This is a genomic window from Roseovarius salis (assembly GCF_044472985.1).
Classification (GTDB): domain Bacteria; phylum Pseudomonadota; class Alphaproteobacteria; order Rhodobacterales; family Rhodobacteraceae; genus Roseovarius; species Roseovarius salis.
The window spans coordinates 71,094-87,899 of the sequence record NZ_JBISDG010000007.1 but is presented as its reverse complement, the minus strand read 5'-3'; the positions used below and the strand labels follow the sequence as shown (position 1 = coordinate 87,899).

At 65.3% G+C, this 16,806-nt stretch carries 15 protein-coding genes, 1 tRNA gene and 1 other RNA gene; 13 read left to right on the top strand and 4 right to left on the bottom strand.

Annotated features, from left to right (window positions below):
• Positions 1-89: 89 nt before the first annotated feature.
• From ACH13J_RS04315 to ssrA, 3 genes are all read right to left on the bottom strand, one after another.
• Positions 90-563, bottom strand: a complete 474-nt coding sequence (locus ACH13J_RS04315; RefSeq protein ID WP_397542077.1) for a ClpXP protease specificity-enhancing factor SspB — start codon at positions 561-563, stop codon at positions 90-92.
• Positions 564-629: 66 nt separating this feature from the next.
• On the bottom strand, positions 630-1,871 hold the full coding sequence (gene chrA / locus ACH13J_RS04310) for a chromate efflux transporter (protein WP_397542076.1): 1,242 nt from the start codon (positions 1,869-1,871) through the stop codon (positions 630-632).
• Positions 1,872-2,017: 146 nt separating this feature from the next.
• Positions 2,018-2,370, bottom strand: a transfer-messenger RNA (tmRNA) gene (gene ssrA / locus ACH13J_RS04305).
• A gap of 236 nt (positions 2,371-2,606) precedes the next feature.
• On the opposite strand from ssrA, the gene ACH13J_RS04300 reads away from it, so the two are divergent.
• The 13 genes from ACH13J_RS04300 (at position 2,607) to ACH13J_RS04240 (ending at position 15,763) form a co-directional block, all read left to right on the top strand.
• On the top strand, positions 2,607-3,023 hold the full coding sequence (locus ACH13J_RS04300; protein WP_397542075.1) for a universal stress protein: 417 nt from the start codon (positions 2,607-2,609) through the stop codon (positions 3,021-3,023).
• A 51-nt stretch (positions 3,024-3,074) separates the two neighbouring features.
• Complete coding sequence (locus ACH13J_RS04295; RefSeq protein ID WP_397542074.1) at positions 3,075-4,724, top strand: BCCT family transporter; 1,650 nt, start codon at positions 3,075-3,077, stop codon at positions 4,722-4,724.
• 112 nt (positions 4,725-4,836) lie between these two features.
• Complete coding sequence (locus tag ACH13J_RS04290; protein WP_397542073.1) at positions 4,837-6,057, top strand: aminotransferase class V-fold PLP-dependent enzyme; 1,221 nt, start codon at positions 4,837-4,839, stop codon at positions 6,055-6,057.
• A gap of 54 nt (positions 6,058-6,111) precedes the next feature.
• Positions 6,112-7,536, top strand: coding sequence for an FAD-binding domain-containing protein (locus tag ACH13J_RS04285; protein ID WP_397542072.1), 1,425 nt, complete (start codon positions 6,112-6,114; stop codon positions 7,534-7,536).
• 74 nt (positions 7,537-7,610) lie between these two features.
• Positions 7,611-8,819 (top strand): class I SAM-dependent methyltransferase, encoded by a 1,209-nt coding sequence (locus tag ACH13J_RS04280; RefSeq protein WP_397542071.1) that lies wholly within the window; start codon positions 7,611-7,613, stop codon positions 8,817-8,819.
• A 6-nt stretch (positions 8,820-8,825) separates the two neighbouring features.
• Positions 8,826-9,284 (top strand): TrgA family protein, encoded by a 459-nt coding sequence (locus tag ACH13J_RS04275; protein WP_397542070.1) that lies wholly within the window; start codon positions 8,826-8,828, stop codon positions 9,282-9,284.
• Between the two features lie 2 nt (positions 9,285-9,286).
• Positions 9,287-10,399 carry an NUDIX domain-containing protein gene (locus ACH13J_RS04270; RefSeq protein WP_397542069.1) on the top strand — a complete coding sequence of 371 codons (1,113 nt, stop codon included), beginning with the start codon at positions 9,287-9,289 and terminating at the stop codon, positions 10,397-10,399.
• 55 nt (positions 10,400-10,454) lie between these two features.
• Positions 10,455-11,486, top strand: coding sequence for a cysteine synthase A (locus ACH13J_RS04265; RefSeq protein ID WP_397542068.1), 1,032 nt, complete (start codon positions 10,455-10,457; stop codon positions 11,484-11,486).
• Positions 11,483-13,969 (top strand): DUF3772 domain-containing protein, encoded by a 2,487-nt coding sequence (locus ACH13J_RS04260; protein ID WP_397542067.1) that lies wholly within the window; start codon positions 11,483-11,485, stop codon positions 13,967-13,969. Before ACH13J_RS04265 ends, ACH13J_RS04260 begins: the two co-directional genes overlap by 4 nt.
• Positions 13,966-14,685 (top strand): alanine--tRNA ligase-related protein, encoded by a 720-nt coding sequence (locus ACH13J_RS04255; RefSeq protein ID WP_397542066.1) that lies wholly within the window; start codon positions 13,966-13,968, stop codon positions 14,683-14,685. Before ACH13J_RS04260 ends, ACH13J_RS04255 begins: the two co-directional genes overlap by 4 nt.
• Positions 14,686-14,751: 66 nt before the next feature.
• A tRNA-Ser gene (locus ACH13J_RS04250) sits at positions 14,752-14,841 on the top strand.
• 152 nt (positions 14,842-14,993) lie between these two features.
• Complete coding sequence (locus ACH13J_RS04245; protein WP_397542065.1) at positions 14,994-15,476, top strand: hypothetical protein; 483 nt, start codon at positions 14,994-14,996, stop codon at positions 15,474-15,476.
• A 74-nt stretch (positions 15,477-15,550) separates the two neighbouring features.
• Positions 15,551-15,763, top strand: coding sequence for a hypothetical protein (locus ACH13J_RS04240; RefSeq protein WP_397542064.1), 213 nt, complete (start codon positions 15,551-15,553; stop codon positions 15,761-15,763).
• Here the strand turns inward: ACH13J_RS04240 and ACH13J_RS04235 are convergent.
• Positions 15,751-16,806: a phage portal protein gene (locus ACH13J_RS04235; RefSeq protein ID WP_397542063.1), complete on the bottom strand. Its 1,056-nt coding sequence runs from the start codon at positions 16,804-16,806 to the stop codon at positions 15,751-15,753. The two genes, ACH13J_RS04240 and ACH13J_RS04235, sit on opposite strands and share 13 nt — an antisense overlap.

Here is a 16,806-nt window from a genome sequence, read left to right as displayed (position 1 = left end):
ACGGTTCGGCGCACCCCGGGTACCAGAGGCCGCCGGAGGAGCAAGCATCGCGCGTGATTCTTCACGCAAACTTCATGCAGTCCTGCGCGCTACTTGCGGAACCTGTCGAGGCTGACCACCTCCGCGTCGGTGCGCGGCGCATCTTCCTCGACGTCCTCGGCCATGTCGGCCTGCTCCGCCTCGGTCTCGGCGCCGTCCTCGCCCTCGTCCTCGTGGCTTTCGAAGCGCAGCCCGAACTCCACCGAGGGATCCACGAAGGTCTGGATTGCGTCATAGGGAATGTAGAGCCGTTCCGGCGCGTCCCCGAAATTGAGCGTCACGCCGAAACCGTCGTCGTTGACCTCCAGATCGGCGAACCAGTGCTGCATGACCACGGTCATCTCGGTCGGATAGCGGTCGCGCAGCCACGGGGCCAGCTCGGCCTCGGGATGGGTGGTGTCGAAGGTGATGAAGAAATGATGCGCCCCGGGCAGGCCGTTGTCGCGGACGTCCCGGAGAACCTCCTGGATCAGGCCGCGCATGGCGCTGTGCATCAGTTTTCCGTAATCGATCTCGCGATCCATGTGGTTTTTCGGGTTATGCCCGCCCCCTTGGATTTCCCTCTAACAAAGCCCCGCTGCGCCCCGGCGTCAAATCAAAAATTCCGCGCCGCCCGAAAGGGCAGCCATGATTGCCAGAACCGGGATGAGAGGAAGGCGTAACCAGAGCAGAAGAATGGCCGCGGCAAGGATCAGCGCCGCGTTCGCCGGAACGAGGCTGGAGAGCACCACACGCGGCCCCAGGGCGCCCGGCTCGACCGTGGCGAAGATCACGTGCAGCGCGAACCAGACCGAAAGGTTGAGGATCACGCCCACGACGCTGGCCGAGATCGCGTCGAAGGCGCCGCGCAGCCGGGGGCGCGCGAGCAGGGATTCGACATAGGGCGCCCCGGCGAAGATCCACAGGAAACACGGCGTGAAGGTGACCCAGAGCGTGACCAGCGCGGCGACGAGGCCCAGCCCCGCGCCGCCCTGGTCGAACCCGGTCAGGAAGCCCACGAACTGCGTGACGAGGATCAGCGGTCCGGGCGTGGTTTCCGCCAGTCCAAGGGCATCGATCATCTCGGGCGTGGTCAGCCAGCCATGCGTCTCGACCACGGCCTGCGTCATGTAGGCCAGAACAGCATAGGCGCCGCCGAACGTCACGACCGCCAGCGTCGAGAAGAAAACGGCGATGTCGAACAGAAGCTCTGCATTCACCAGCCAGAGCGCGGCCACCGGCGCCAGCCAAAGCGTGGCCCATGTCACGACGGTGCGCAGCGTGCGCGGGGCGGCGCGCGGCGGCGGGGGGCTTTGCGTGTCGGTGAGACGGGTCGACGCCCATCCCCACAGCGCAGCGGCCGCAATGATAAGCGGGAACGGCACGGACAGGAAAAAGAGCATGGCAAAGGCAAGCCCGGCCAACGCCCAGCTGGACGGCCCCGCCAGCGCCTTGTGTGACAGCCGCCAGAGCGCCCGCAGGACCACGACGACCACGGCCGCCTTGACCCCGGCAAAGAGCGACTGCACCAGCGGGACGTCGCCGTAATGCGCGTAGCCCAGGGCCAGCGCCATGATGACTGCCGCCCCCGGCAGAACGAAGAGCAGCCCGGCGATCAGCCCGCCCGGTATGCCGCGCAGCTTCCATCCGGCATAGGTGGCCAGTTGCATCGCCTCCGGCCCCGGCAGCAGCATGCAGAAAGAGAGTGCCTGGAGGAACTGTTTTTCCGTGAGCCAGCGATGCCGATCGACCAGCTCGGAATGCATGAGCGATATCTGCGCCGCCGGGCCGCCGAAAGAGAGCACGCCGATGCGGGCGAAGACGGCGAATATCTGAGACAGCGGCGTATCCATGCGTGGGGTGTAACCCGGCCGACTGCCGTTGCAAGGTGAATGCGCCCCATTCATGAAACTGTCACGCGCGAACGCACCGGCCGGGCCGGCGGGGTATACGCGGCGCCGATCCTGTTCAAAACGCGGGTGATGTTTGTTGAAGGGAAAGTGCAGGCTTCTGTTGCCAGGTGCCTGCGAACCCCGCCTGACCTTGCTAGAGGACAGGGCTTCAAGGTTTCGGTCTTGTTACCGCTTACGCGGCAACGGCGACCGGAGCACGATTGTCGTTGGCAATTATGCTTTTACGGACCGATAACGGTGGTACCTCACCGGGACAAAGCCACTCCTTTACACGTTCGTCGATCCTGTTTCGGCCCCTCTGTCCCGCCAACGACCGGGTATCTGGTGGAGCCGCCGGGTACTGCCCCCGGGTCCGATCCGCTTATTACGAGCGCGTTTATGCCCATAGTCCCGTAGGGGACAGGGTGAATATAGGTAATGCACGCGCGTTTGCAATGGGGAAAAGACGGCCGACAGGCGCACGTGACCGGGCACGCGTGGTCATCGCGAGGGCGTCGCAAATCGGGGCTCAGGCGTCGTGGTTATTTGATTGTCAGTGCGGAATCGCGTTAGCGTTGCGGGTCAGGGTGGCGAAAATTTGCTTGTCCCCCTGTTCTGAAGGGCAACAACGAGGCACCACGGAGCCGAGGCGGTCTGCCCGTTTCGTTCCCTTGGTGTCCAACCAGGAGGGAACTCGTGTTCAAAAAGATCATGACGCCGGTGGATCTGGCGCATCAGGGAGATCTGAAGAAAGCGCTTCAGTGCTCGGCGGACCTGGCCAAGCATTACGGCGCAGAAGTCGTTTATGTCGGCGTTACGGCGGCGACCCCGAGCGCGACCGCGCACAACCCGCAGGAGTTCGCCGAAAAGCTGGAGGCCTTCGTCGCAAACGAGGCCGAACAGCACGGGATCAAGGCGAAGGCGGACACGATCGTCAGCCACGACCCGAGCACGGACGTGGATGACGCGCTGCTCAAGGCTGTCAAGGATACCGGCGCGGACCTGGTCGTGATGGCCAGCCACGTGCCGAACGTTCTCGATTATATCTGGCCGTCCAACGGCGGCAAGATGGCCGAGCATGCCGACTGCACGGTGATGGTGGTCAGGAGCTGACCGCGCGCGGATCGACCGGACCAAAAAGAAAATCAGAGAGGGAGGCCGCACATGGCCGATGAAACAGACATTCAGGGTATCCCGAAGCCTGAAGGGCATTCGGATATCATCGAGACCGATTACAGGATCGGTCAGGACAACATCCAGACCAAGATCGGGCCGCTCGGGCTCGACATCCACAACCCCGTCTTCGTGATCTCCGGGTTGGTGATCATAGCGTTCGTGGCCTATGCGCTCGCCGCGCCGGCGCAGGCCTCGGAATTCTTCGGGTGGCTGCGCCCGACGCTGACCAGCACCTTCGACTGGTTCTTCCTGTGGTCGGCGAACATCTTCGTGATCTTCTGCCTGCTGCTCATCATCAGCCCGTGGGGGTCGGTGCGGCTCGGCGGCACCGAGGCGACACCGGATTACAGCTACGCGGGGTGGTTCGCCATGCTCTTCGCGGCGGGCATGGGCATCGGCCTGATGTTCTTCGGCGTGCTGGAGCCGGTATATCACATGGCGATCTCGGAACCGCTCGGCGTTGCCTCGCCCATTGCCGATGATGGCACGATCATCGCCGGCAACGTCGAGGAAGCGCGCCGCATGGGTCTTGCCGCGACGTCCTATCATTGGGCGCTGCACCCGTGGGCGATCTACGCGGTGGTGGCGCTGGCCCTCGCGCTGTTTTCCTACAACAAGGGTCTGCCCTTGACGATCCGCTCGGCGTTCTACCCGATCTTCGGCGAACGGGTCTGGGGCTGGACGGGGCATATCATCGACACGCTGGCGGTGTTCGCCACGCTGTTCGGTCTGGCCACGTCGCTGGGCTTCGGCGCACAGCAGGCCAATGCCGGGCTCGAATACATCTACGGTGTCCCGAACACCACGACCGTGCAGGTCATCCTGATACTTGCGATCACGGCCGTCGCGCTGGTCTCGGTGCTGCGTGGCCTTGATGGCGGCGTGAAGGTGCTCAGCGAAATCAACATGGTCATCGCGCTCGTGCTCCTGCTCTTCGTGCTGTTCACGGCCGGCGCGGCCGCGATCTTCACGGACTTCATCTCGGGACTCGGGGCCTACGTGCAGGAGGTCATCCCGCTTTCCAACCCGCACGGCCGTGACGATACCGGCTACATGCAGGGCTGGACCGCGTTCTACTGGGCCTGGTGGATTTCCTGGTCACCCTTCGTGGGCATGTTCATCGCCCGCGTCAGCCGCGGCCGTAGCGTGCGCGAGTTCATTACCTGCGTGCTTATCATCCCCTCGGTCGTCTGCATCTTCTGGATGGCCGTCTTTGGCGGTGCGGCGATCGAACAGGTGCTCAGCGACCCCGAGGGCAGCGCCGTCAAGGCGCAGGTGATCGACAGCTACAACCCGCCGCTGTCGCTCTTCGCCATGCTGGAAAGCCTGCCGCTGGCGGCGATCACCTCGACGGTCGGGATCATCCTGGTGATCGTTTTCTTCGTCACCTCGTCGGACTCCGGGTCGCTGGTGATCGACACGATCACGGCGGGCGGCAAGGTCGACGCGCCGGTGTCGCAGCGCTTCTTCTGGTGCACCTTCGAGGGGCTCGTGGCCATCGCCCTGCTCGTCGGCGGGGGACTGGGCGCGCTGCAGGCAATGGTGATTTCAACCGGGCTGCCGTTCACGGTCATCCTGCTGATCATCTGTTACGGCATCCTGCGCGGGCTGATGTCCGAAAAGCAGCGCGTCGGCTGACGCGCACGACCTTGAATTACGCGAAAGGCCCCGGCACAGCCGGGGCCTTTTTTGTTTCGCGGCCGTTGCGGGACTGCTTGACCCCGCGCGCCGGGCGCTGTTTTGTTACGCCATGACGCTGGATACCGATTTCGTACGCGGGCAGTTCCCCGCCTTTTCCGAACCGTCCCTGCGGGGGCAGGCATTCTTCGAGAACGCGGGCGGCTCCTATGCCTGCGCTCCCGTTATCGAGCGGCTGGAGCGGTTTTACCGCCAGCGCAAGGTGCAACCCTATGCCCCTTTCGAGGCCAGCCGACTGGCGGGAGAAGAGATGGACGAGGCGCGCACCCGCCTTGCCGCCATGCTGGAGGTCACCCCCGACGAGCTGTGCTTTGGCCCGTCGACGACACAGAATGCGTACGTTCTTGCACAGGCGTTCCGCGAGTGGCTTTCGCCCGGTGATGCCATCATCGTCACCGATCAGGATCACGAGGCCAATTCCGGCCCTTGGCGCCGTCTGGTCGACAGCGGGATCGATGTACGGGAATGGCGGATCGACCCCGAGACCGGCCTGCTGAGCCTTGCCGCGCTGGAGCGCCTGCTGGACGAAGACGTGCGGCTGGTGTGTTTTCCCCATTGTTCCAACATCGTCGGTGCCATCAACCCGGTGACCGAGATCACCGCGGCCGCCCATGCCGCGGGGGCGTTCGTCTGCGTGGACGGGGTGAGCTACGCGCCGCACGGCCTGCCACAGGTCGGGTCCATGGGGCCCGACATCTACCTGTTTTCGGCGTACAAGACCTATGGCCCGCACCAGGGCATCATGGTCATCCGCAAGGAACTGGCCGGGCTGCTGCCAAATCAGGGGCACTGGTTCAACGCTGATACGCCCTACAAGAGGTTCACACCGGCGGGTCCGGATCATGCGCAGGTCGCGGCCTGCGCGGGCATGGCCGATTATTACGACACGCTGGCGCGTCACCACGGGATAGAGGGGGATGCGCCCACCCGCGCACGCGGCGTTCATGATCTTTTCCGCGGTCATGAAACGGAGCTCCTCCAGCCGCTGCTGGACTTTCTGGCAAGCCGCGACTCGGTCCGGCTGATCGGCCCCGCCACGGCCGCCGACAAGGCGCCGACCGTGGCGGTCGAACTGCCCGAACCGGGCGAGGCGGCCGCGGAGAAACTGGCGCGGCACGCGATCATGGCGGGCGGCGGCGATTTCTACGGGGTTCGTCCGCTCAGGGCCATGGGTGTCGACACGCGCAAGGGCGTGCTGCGCCTCAGCTTCGTTCATTACACGACGAGGGACGAAGTCGACCGGCTCATCGAGGCCCTGGACAACGTGATTTGATCCGTCGGGCCGGCACCTGCGTACAACACCCGCAAACACTGGACGAGGCTGCCGATGACCGACGCGTCCCCGACATTGCTATGGCTGCGGCGCGACCTGCGGCTGCGCGACCATCCCGCGCTGGAGGCCGCGATTGGCCGCGGCGGGCCGGTCATCCCCGTCTTTGTACGCGACGGGGTTGTAGACGCGCAGGGCACGGCACCGATATGGCGTCTTGGCTTGTCGCTGGTGGATCTGTCCCGCCGGCTGGAAGCCGTGGGCAGTCGCCTGATCCTGCGCTCCGGCCCGGCACTGGAGGCTTTGCGCGCGCTCGTGCGCGAAACGGGGGCCGGGGCGGTCTACTGGTCACGGCTCTACGATCCCGACGCCATCGCCCGCGATACCGAGGTCAAGAACGCGCTGGCCGAAGACGGGATCGACGCGCGGAGCCATCCGGGGCACGTGCTGTTCGAGCCGTGGACGGTGCAGACCGGGGCGGGAGGATACTACAAGGTCTATACCCCGATGTGGCGCGCGGTGAAGGACCGCGACGTGCCCGCGCCGGGACCGGCGCCCGGCCGGATCCCCGCGCCGGCAGTCTGGCCTGTCAGCGAGGACGTGAGCGAGTGGGGCATGGGCGCCGGGATGCACAGGGGGGCCGCTGTCTGCCTGCCTTATCAGAACGTCGGAGAAGAGGCCGCGCAGGACCGGCTCGACCGGTTCGTGGCCGGCCCCGTCGCCGCCTACGACACGGCCCGCAACCTCGTGGCCGAAGACGGATGCTCTGGCTTGTCGGAAAACCTCGCCTACGGGGAAATCTCGCCGCGCCGGTGCTGGCACGCGGGGCTGCGCGCGTGGCAGGACGGTGCGAATGGCGCCGAGGCGTGGCTGAAGGAACTTGTCTGGCGCGAGTTCGCCTATCACCTTGTCTACCACGCTCCGCACATCACGCGGCACAGCTGGCGCGAGGGGTGGCAAAACTTTCCATGGGAAACCGAAGAGAACCGCGACAGCGTCCTGCGTTGGAAGCAGGGGCGCACCGGGGTGCCCTTCGTCGACGCCGCCATGCGCGAGCTGTATATCACCGGCAGGATGCACAACCGTGCCCGGATGATCGTGGCATCCTACCTGACCAAGCACATGTTGACCCACTGGCGCATCGGCCAGCGCTGGTTCGAGGATTGCCTGACCGACTGGGACCCGGCCAGCAATGCCATGGGCTGGCAGTGGGTGGCCGGGTCGGGGCCTGATGCGACGCCCTATTTCCGGGTGTTCAACCCCGAGACACAGGCCGAGAAGTTCGATCCGGGCGGTCACTACCGGCGCCGCTGGATCGCGGAGGGCCAGGCAAACCCGCCGTCCACGGCACTGAGTTTCTTCGACGCCGCACCGCGCAGCTGGAACATTTCGCCGGGCGACGCGTATCCGGCGGAACCCGTTGTCGGCTTGTCGGAGGGCAGGAAGCGGGCGCTGGCGGCCTACGAGGCGCGCGATTTCTGATCTTGCCACGATAACCGCTTGCCGACCGCGCGCGGTGTGGCAATGCTTGCACCGCATCACGCTGGGGGAAATGGATGATCCTGACTGATACGACCGGGCAGAAAGACCTGCCGCGTTATTTTGCGCAGGTATTCGAGAGCCTCAAGACCATCAACAACGGCCGGATCGACATCGTGCTGCCGGACGGGCGCCGGTTCCGCGCAGAGGGGCAGGGGCCCGGCCCCGTGGGCGAGGTGGAGATCCACAACCCCGACTGCTTTGCCCGGCTCATACGCGAGGGCGACATGGGCTTCTCCGACGCCTACCTGGATGGCTGGTGGAGCACCCCCGACCTTCAGGCGCTGATGGATTTCTTCCACGAGGACAACTGGGAGGTCTATGACGGGTTTCCCGGCATGGGTCTCTTGCGTCTCTACGAGCGGATGCGTCACTGGCTCAAGGGCAATTCCAAGGCGCAGGCGCAACGCAACATCAGCCATCACTATGATCTCGGCAACGATTTCTACGGCCTCTGGCTCGACGAGACGATGACCTATTCCAGCGCGCTGTTCCGGACCGGGCAGGAAAGCCTGGAGGCGGCGCAGCGCGCCAAGTATGCCCAGCTCATCGACCAGATGGGCGCGCGGCCCGGCGACCACGTGCTCGAGATCGGCTGCGGCTGGGGCGGTTTCGCCGAGTACGCCGCCGGCGAGCGCGGCCTGAGGGTGACGGGGCTTACCATCAGCCGCGAGCAGCACGCCTACGCGCAGGAGCGCGTGGCCCGCGCGGGGCTGTCGGAGATGGTGGACGTCAAGCTGCAGGACTACCGGGACGAGCGGGGCAGCTATGACGGCATCGCCAGCATCGAGATGTTCGAGGCGGTCGGCGAACGCTACTGGCCGACCTATTTCGACACGGTGCGCGACAGGCTGCGTCCTGGCGGGCGGGCCACGCTGCAGGTCATCACGGTCGAGGATTCGCGATTCGAGGCCTACCGCAAGGGCGTCGATTTCATTCAGAAATACATCTTCCCCGGCGGCATGCTTCCATGCCCCTCGGCGCTGCGGGCCGAGGTGGAGCGCGCGGGGCTGAGCGTTCTGCACTCCGTCGAGTTCGGGCAGAGCTACAGTCAGACGCTGCGCCGTTGGCACGAGACTTTCAACGCCAAGTGGGACGATGTCGCCAGCCTCGGCTTCGACGACCGGTTCCGGCGCATGTGGAATTTCTATCTCACCTCTTGTGCGGGGGCATTTCGTGGAGGAAACTGCGACGTGACACAGATCACCATCGCACGGCCCGGATAATCTCGCATGCCTCCCACCGACCGGATGCCAACCGCCGGAAAGCTGGTTTCGGCCCTCGGGCTGGCGGCACTCGCATGGTACGCGACGCAGATCGTCAAGGCGATCTGGCCGGTGGAACAGAATTTCGGTTTCTTCAGCGAATTCGCGGCGGTGCTTGGGCTTCTGATGGGCTGGCGCGTGATCGGCACGCGGTTGGGTCGCGGATACATGCAGGGGCTCAGCGCCGGTCTGACCGGGCTGTTCGCGCTGGTGTTCTGGGCCGTGGTCCTGCTGGCCTTCTACGAGGCCATCGAACGTTCCATGGACCAGCGCTACGGCGGCCCCTTCGAGGCCGCGGTCGGCATGTTCAACATCATGCTGGCCTATCTTGGCAACGTGGCCTACTGGCCGCTGGTGGGGCTGCTGGTCGGCGGCGCGGCGGTTCTGGGGCTGTTCGGCGAATTCATAGCGCGGCGGATGGGCTGAAGATGGCCCGGGTGATCCTGACCGGCCCGATGGCGTGGCCGCCGCTGCTGGCCCGGGTCGCGGGCCGCGACCTGTCCGACGGGGCAGAGCAGGTCGAACTCGCAGATTTGGCGGTGGCCGGCGGCGATGCGTGTTTTCCGCTGACGGTGCCTGTCCATGGCGGCTCGGTGGTTGGCCTTGAGGTGGAGGCGGGAGATACCTTTGACAGGTTGTCCTTCTTCGCGGCGGTGATGGGCGCCGCCCCGGTTCCAAGGCATGTCGGCCCCGACGCGGGCAGCGCCAGGATCACGTTTCTCGGACCGGCAGAGGCCGCCCCCGTGACCGATGCGTGGGACCGGCAGGCGTGGATCGACCGATGGGGAGACATCGCGCTCGCCGCGGCGGACGAGGTGATGGGATATCACGGCACCCGGAACCCCGCGGCGCTGCACCAGCGGATGCCGATGATCCTGGGGCGCGCGGCCTCGCGCAAGGCGGCAAAGGCTGTCGCGCCCGCCACCGTGCGCAGCGACACCGGTGCCGACACGGTGCAGACGGTCGCGATGGACACGCCGCATGCCGGGTACTTCCTGACGCGGGAATATCATCTGCGCCATCCCGCGTTTGGCGGTGGGATGGGGGCCGAGGTCCGGCGCGAGGTGTTCGTGGCCACCGACGCGGCGCTGGTGCTGCCATATGACCCGGCGCGCGACCGCCTGCTGCTTGTCGAGCAGTTCCGCATGGGACCGTTCGGGCGGGGCGATCCGCGCCCGTGGGTGCTGGAGCCCGTGGCCGGCCGCGTCGATGCCGGCGAAACGCCGGAGGAAGCCGCCCGCCGCGAATGCGCCGAGGAGGCGGATCTCGTGCTTGGGGGGCTTGAGCACATGACAAGCCATTACTGTTCGCCGGGATGTTCGACCGAGCTGTTCCATTGCTACCTCGGCTTGGCAGAGCTGCCGCGGATGGAAACGGGGCGGGGCGGGCTGGAGACCGAGCACGAGGATATACGCACGCATGTGCTGTCCTTTGACCGGGCCATGGCGCTCGTCGCCAGCGGCGAGGCGAATATCGGGCCGTTGGTGCTCATGCTGCTGTGGCTTCAGCGCGAGCGTGCGCGGCTGCGCGCGGCTGCTTGAGTTCGGCAGGTACAGCTTCTATTGCTGGGCGCGCAAGAAAGAGGGAGTCCGGGTGATGCGTGTCGTCAAAGACCTCGCGGATGCGATTGGAAACACCCCGCTGATCCGCCTGCGCGGGGCGAGCGAGGCGACGGGGTGCGAAATCTACGGCAAGTGCGAGTTCCTGAACCCGGGGCAGTCGGTCAAGGACCGCGCGGCGCTCTACATCATCCGTGACGCGGTCGAACGCGGGGTGCTCGCCCCCGGCGGCACCATCGTCGAGGGGACCGCCGGAAACACCGGCATCGGGCTGGCGCTCGTGGGGGCGTCGATGGGTTTCAGGACGGTTATCGTCATCCCGGAAACCCAGAGCCAGGAAAAGAAGGACATGATCCGCCTTTGCGGCGCGGACCTCGTGCAGGTGCCGGCAGCGCCCTACAGGAATCCGAACAACTATGTCCGCTATTCGGGCCGGCTGGCGGAGGAACTGGCGCGCACGTCCGAGGCCGGCGCCGTGTGGGCCAACCAGTTCGACAACACGGCCAATCGGCGTGCGCATTTCGAAACCACGGGCCCCGAAATCTGGGAACAGACGGGCGGGAAAGTGGACGGTTTCGTCTGTGCCATCGGCTCCGGCGGAACGATCGCCGGGGTGGGGCAGGCGCTGCAGCCGCGCGGCGTGAGGATCGGGCTGGCTGACCCGATGGGGTCGGGCATGTACACGATCTACCGCGACGGCGAGGCGCACGCGACGGGCAATTCCATCACCGAGGGAATCGGCCAGGGGCGGATCACCGCGAACCTGGAGGGTTTCAAGCCGGACATGCTCTACCAGGTGCCCGACGAGGAGGCGCTGCCGGTGGTCTTTGACCTGCTCCAACAAGAGGGGCTCTGCCTCGGCGGATCGTCTGGCATCAACGTCGCGGGGGCTATGAGCATGGCCCGCGAGATGGGGCCGGGCCATACGATCGTCACCGTGCTCTGCGACTATGGCACCCGCTACCAGTCGAAGCTGTTCAACCCGTCCTTCCTGCGTGAGAAAGGTTTGCCGGTGCCCGGGTGGCTGGAGAGTGAACCGCGCAGCATCCCGGGGGTTTTCGTCGAGTGAGCCGCCTTTGCGCAACCCTGTGGCTTTGTCTGGCGCTGTTGTGCGGGGCCGCGGCCGTCACGTTGGTCGCGGTCCCTCAGGCCGCGGCACAGGACACCGAAACGGAGTCGGAAATCGACTACGAGGCGTGGGCGCGCACGGCGAGCCGGGCCGAAGAGGCCGTGGAGGCCGGCCGCGCCTCCACCGCGGCGCTGGAATCGCTCCGCGCCGAGCTTGTTAAATGGCGTGATCGTTTCCAGAGGGCACAGCAGTCCAATGCCAGCACGATCGAGACCGTCGAGGGTCAGCTCGACGCGCTTGGCCCGCCCCCCGAGGAGGGCACCGAATCCCCCGAGATCGCGCAGGAACGCGAGCAGCTCAACGCGCGGCTGTCCCAGTTGCGGGCGCCGGTCAAGAAGGCCGAGGTCGCTTATAGCCGCGCTGACGGGCTGATCGGGGGCATCGATCGCATCATCCGCGAGCGCCAGACCGAGCAATTGCTGGAATTCGGCCCGTCGCCGGTCAACCCGGTGCATTGGCTGCCCGCGCTGAACACGCTGAGGCAGGCCGCCGGGCAGCTGAAGGGCGAATTCGTCTCCGCGTGGTCCAACCCGGTTCAGCGGGGCGAGACACAGGAGGACCTGCCGCCCGTCGTGGTCCTGCTGGCGGTGGGTTTGGTGCTGGTATTCCGCGGCAGACAATGGAGTCGCCGCCTGATGCGGCGGGTGGTGGGCGACCACCCCGGCGCGGGGCTGTGGCTGGCGGGCTTCGCGATATCCCTCGGCAGCCTCGTGCTGCCCTTCCTCGGCGTCTACGCGCTGATCGAGGCCGTTTACGCGACGGGCCTTGTCGGGTTGCGCACCGATCAGTGGCTCGCCGCGTTTCTGCCGGCGGCGTTCGTTTTCCTCATCGCGCGCTGGCTGTCCACCCGCATCTTCCCCTCGCGTGAGGCCCGGATGCTGCCGCTGGCGCTTGACGACGGGCAACGCTACGCCGGCCGGTGGTATGGCGCGATGCTGGGTCTGGTGGTGGCAGGCTACCACCTGTTGCGTGACGTCGCCGAGTTCTCCGGCTGGTCAGAGGCCGACACCAACACCCTGCTGTTCCCCTTCATAGTCGCGGCCGGCCTGCTGCTGCTCCGGATCGCGGGGCTGCTGCACGTCCATTGCGTCGCGGCGGCGGGCGAAGACGGTGACGAGACCTACCGCATCCGCCTGACCCGGTTTCTGACGCTGGTCCTGAGGATCCTGTCGGTCGGCGCGCCCGTGCTGGCCGCCGTGGGATATTTCAAGCTGACGCATTTCCTGCTTTTCCCGTCGCTGACGTCGCTGTTGCTGCTCGGTGCGCTCCTCGTGCTGCAACGTCTTGTGGTCGAGGTCTACGTGCTGGTCACCGGCAACCGCGACGGGGCGGCGGACTCACTGGTCCCGGTCCTGATCGGTTTCCTGATGGTTCTGGCCGCGTTGCCGTTTTTCGCCCTCGCCTGGGGGGCGCGGGTCGCCGATCTGACCGAACTGTGGTCCCGTATCCTCAAGGGGGTCGAGATCGGCGGCACGCGCATCTCGCCCTCAATCTTCCTGACCTTCGCGATCGTCTTCGTCATCGGCTACACGGCCACGCGCCTGCTGCAGGGGGCGCTGCGCAACAGCGTGCTGCCCAAGACGCGGATGGACGTGGGTGGCCAGAACGCCGTGGTTTCGGGGATCGGCTATGTCGGGATCTTCCTGGCTGCGATCATCGCGATCACCAGCGCGGGGCTGGACCTGTCATCCATCGCGATCGTCGCCGGTGCGCTCTCGGTCGGGATCGGTTTCGGCTTGCAGACGATCGTGTCCAACTTCGTCTCCGGCATCATCCTGCTGATCGAGCGGCCCATATCCGAGGGCGACTGGATCGAGGTCGGGGGCATTCACGGATACGTCCGCAAGATCGCGGTGCGTGCCACGGTGGTCGAGACCTTCGACCGCTCCGACGTGATCGTTCCGAACTCCGACCTCGTGAGCGGACGCGTCACCAACTATACGCGCGGCAACACGGTGGGGCGCGTGATCGTGCCCGTCGGCGTCGCCTACGGCACCGATACGCGCAAGGTCGAAAGGATACTTCAGGAGGTGGCAGAGGCCCACCCGATGGTGTTGATGTCGACGCCGCCCTTCATCGTGTTCCAGGGGTTCGGCGCGGATTCGCTCGACTTCGAGATCCGCGCCATCCTGCGCGACGTCAACTGGGTGCTGGTGGTCAAGTCCGACATGAACCACGAGATCGCCCGCCGTTTCGCCGAGGAAGGCATCGAGATCCCGTTCTCGCAGCGCGAGGTATGGTTGCGCAACCCCGAGGCCCTGCGCGGGGTCATCGGCAACGACAATGCCGAGCGTTCCGCCGACGCGCAGGCCACGGACCCAAAGGCGCACACGTCGCGGGCGCACCTGACGAAGGGCGACATGGACGACACCGCCGACGCCGACGATGCGGCCGACCCCGACACCGGTGGAGACGGAAGATGACCCGGATGCTCTTTCGCGACGACCCCTACAGGACCGAGGCGAACGCGACGGTCGTGGGCCACACGCCCGAGGGGGGACTCGTGCTCGACGCGACGGTTTTCTACCCGCAGGGCGGCGGCCAGCCCGGTGACAGCGGGCGGATCGAATGGGCCGGCGGCAGCGTCGACATCGCCACCACGGCGAAGACCGGCGAGGGCGGGATCGCCCTTTTTCCGGCCACGGCGGGCCATGTGCCGCCGGTCGGCGCGGCGGTGACACAAACGCTCGACTGGGGGCGGCGCCATGGCCACATGCGCGTGCACACCGCGCTGCACTTGTTGTCTGTGGTGATCCCGCTACCCGTCACCGGCGGATCGATCGGCGCGGGAAAGGGACGGCTGGATTTCGACATGGCCGAGGCGCCCGGGGACAAGGCAGCGCTGGAGGATCGGCTCAATGCGATGATCGCGCGCGATCTGGCCGTCGGGGAGGACTGGATCAACGAGGCCGAGCTGGACGCGCGGCCGGAACTGGTGAAGACCATGTCGGTGCAGCCCCCGCGCGGGGCCGGGGAGATCCGGCTGATCCGGATCGGGCAGGGCGCGTCGCAGGTCGACCTGCAACCCTGCGGCGGCACCCACGTGGCAAGTACCGGCGAGATCGGGCGCGTGCGTCTCGGCAAGATCGAGAAAAAGGGCCGTCAGAATCGCCGCGTGACACTGCACCTCGACGCGTGAGCGGGATATCGCACGTCAAGAATCCGCTTGAAAGCCGCGCCGTTGCGCGGCTAAACAGAGCGGCACGGAGAGGTGGCCGAGCGGTCGAAGGCGCACGCCTGGAACGCGTGTAGGCGGGAAACCGCCTCCAGGGTTCGAATCCCTGTCTCTCCGCCAAATACTCCAAAATTATTATTTACAATCAGCGTCTTAGCGGGGAATAGGCATCAAAAATATCCTCCTACCCGCCTACATAAAAATCGCTTGTGTCCAACGGGTAGCAGGTGTTTTCGTACCTGCATGATATTGATCCGGCGGGGTAAATCTAGATGGAGTTTCGAGACGTCGCACTTGTCCTTACAGCTGCGGGCTCATTAATCGCAATTATTTGGCCGATAATCGAAAAGGTTTGGTTCGACACCCGCGAACATAACCGTAAAGTGGGTGCAGAGTTGAAGGCGCGTTTAGTTGAATGCCTAGAAAGCATTGATCACGAGGCTGAAACTCGCAGCATTCAGTATCGTGATTTGAAGCGTGCAAGCGAGGGACGCGCCCCCGCCGGTAGCTTCGAGGCGTTTTCTTGGTCACGCAAGATAGAAGCTCAAACCCTTGTTATTCTTGCAATGTTTGAGGCTGCCGGTATTGACGCATTTGATTTCCAAAAACAAGCCAATGATTACTTAGACATCAGTAGCAAGAAACTGGTGATAGATGGCTATTCCTCGCCCGATGAAATATCGGTTGCTCGCGCATCGCTGGCTGCATCTGCAGCAAAGCTATTTGAAACTATTAGGAAGAAATATGGCACCTAAGTCGCGACCTCCAACATTTTGCGAGCCGTCGCAGATCGTCTATAGAATATCTAGAAGCTAGCTATGGGAGCGCCATGACTGACAAACCGAGCAGCCGAGAGTTGAACGTACTGCACCATTTCGTGGGCAGTCATATTGAGCCGCCGGGGGCTTTCCCGGGCGCTGGGGAAAAGACCTTTGCGGCTATGCTAGCCAAAGGCTGGATTGAATGGGTCGACTCACCCGAGACGAACGAACACGGCTACCGCATCACCGAAGCCGGGGAAAAAGCGGCCTACCCCGAGTGATCCCATCCCACCAACTTCATTGCCGTGTCAGGATCAACGCCCGCCTCTTTCGCTTGCGCTAGGGCACCCACAATCGCCGTGATCGCCCGCGCCCGTCCGCCTGCATCGAATGCTTGAAGGGGCCGCATCACGTCCAGCGTGACCGCCGATCCCAGCTTGTCCGTCGCTTCCTCGGCAATGCCCGTGGCGATAGGTTGCAAAACCCATTGCGCCAAATGCCGTTGCGCTTCCCTGACCATCGGCCCGGTTGTGGCGGGTGCGGTCAGACCGGGCAGGATACCAAACGCCATGTTGATGCCGTCGCGCGCCGCCGCCAGCGTCTCGCGCGTCATGGCTTTCGACAGGTCCGGGGAAAGATCGTGCGGCTTCCAGTCCTGCATCGGGGCCGGTCCGCCCGCCGCCGCCACGTTGACGGATTCGCGGATCAGCACCTTGCCCCGGTTGCCCCGGAACCCGCGCGCCATCGCTTCGAGGTCGGTTTGCGGTGCCTCGGGGAACGGGACGATCTGACTGGCCAGCGGGGCCGTCTCATAGACCTCGGCAAGCGCCGTCTCGACCGCGTTCAACAGCCCCGCCGTCAGTTGCGCCCGCTTGAGCGGGGCCGTGCCATAGTAAGGGGCGGACACGTCGCACCCGATCCGAAAGTGCAAGACCTCAGCCGCCAGCGCGGTTTCAGACCGTCCGCCGCCCGCCTCGGATACCGACACGCGGTAAGCCGTGGGGCGTCCATCGCGGGTTTTCAGATCCCAATCGGAACACGGCACAAGCCCCGCGTCACGGATCAGGAAAAGCGCCTCGCCACGCAAGGCCAGAGACCGCGCGCAGAGCGTTAGGGACCGCCGGTCCAGTAGATCGGTGCCCGACACATCGGCAAGCCCTAGACCGCCTTCCCAGAGCGTCACAGCGCCTTGTGCCGTGGCCGTCAGTTCGGCAATGCCGCGCCGACCGGATACATAGGCTTCCCGCGCCGCCATGATCTCAGCCGTGAAGCCCGATCCGCTGGACCGGGTTTCCTCAGCCGTTTTTCGCTTGAATGGCCACAT

What these genes read in the sequence shown, in the direction of transcription:
- ACH13J_RS04315 (WP_397542077.1), bottom strand. Translation starts at nt 563, where the DNA reads ATGGATCGCGAGATCGATTACGGAAAACTGATGCACAGCGCCATGCGC.
- chrA (WP_397542076.1), bottom strand. Translation starts at nt 1,871, where the DNA reads ATGGATACGCCGCTGTCTCAGATATTCGCCGTCTTCGCCCGCATCGGC.
- ACH13J_RS04295 (WP_397542074.1), top strand. Translation starts at nt 3,075, where the DNA reads ATGGCCGATGAAACAGACATTCAGGGTATCCCGAAGCCTGAAGGGCAT.
- ACH13J_RS04290 (WP_397542073.1), top strand. Translation starts at nt 4,837, where the DNA reads ATGACGCTGGATACCGATTTCGTACGCGGGCAGTTCCCCGCCTTTTCC.
- ACH13J_RS04285 (WP_397542072.1), top strand. Translation starts at nt 6,112, where the DNA reads ATGACCGACGCGTCCCCGACATTGCTATGGCTGCGGCGCGACCTGCGG.
- ACH13J_RS04280 (WP_397542071.1), top strand. Translation starts at nt 7,611, where the DNA reads ATGATCCTGACTGATACGACCGGGCAGAAAGACCTGCCGCGTTATTTT.
- ACH13J_RS04275 (WP_397542070.1), top strand. Translation starts at nt 8,826, where the DNA reads ATGCCTCCCACCGACCGGATGCCAACCGCCGGAAAGCTGGTTTCGGCC.
- ACH13J_RS04270 (WP_397542069.1), top strand. Translation starts at nt 9,287, where the DNA reads ATGGCCCGGGTGATCCTGACCGGCCCGATGGCGTGGCCGCCGCTGCTG.
- ACH13J_RS04265 (WP_397542068.1), top strand. Translation starts at nt 10,455, where the DNA reads ATGCGTGTCGTCAAAGACCTCGCGGATGCGATTGGAAACACCCCGCTG.
- ACH13J_RS04255 (WP_397542066.1), top strand. Translation starts at nt 13,966, where the DNA reads ATGACCCGGATGCTCTTTCGCGACGACCCCTACAGGACCGAGGCGAAC.
- ACH13J_RS04245 (WP_397542065.1), top strand. Translation starts at nt 14,994, where the DNA reads ATGGAGTTTCGAGACGTCGCACTTGTCCTTACAGCTGCGGGCTCATTA.
- ACH13J_RS04240 (WP_397542064.1), top strand. Translation starts at nt 15,551, where the DNA reads ATGACTGACAAACCGAGCAGCCGAGAGTTGAACGTACTGCACCATTTC.
- ACH13J_RS04235 (WP_397542063.1), bottom strand. Translation starts at nt 16,806, where the DNA reads ATGTGGCCATTCAAGCGAAAAACGGCTGAGGAAACCCGGTCCAGCGGA.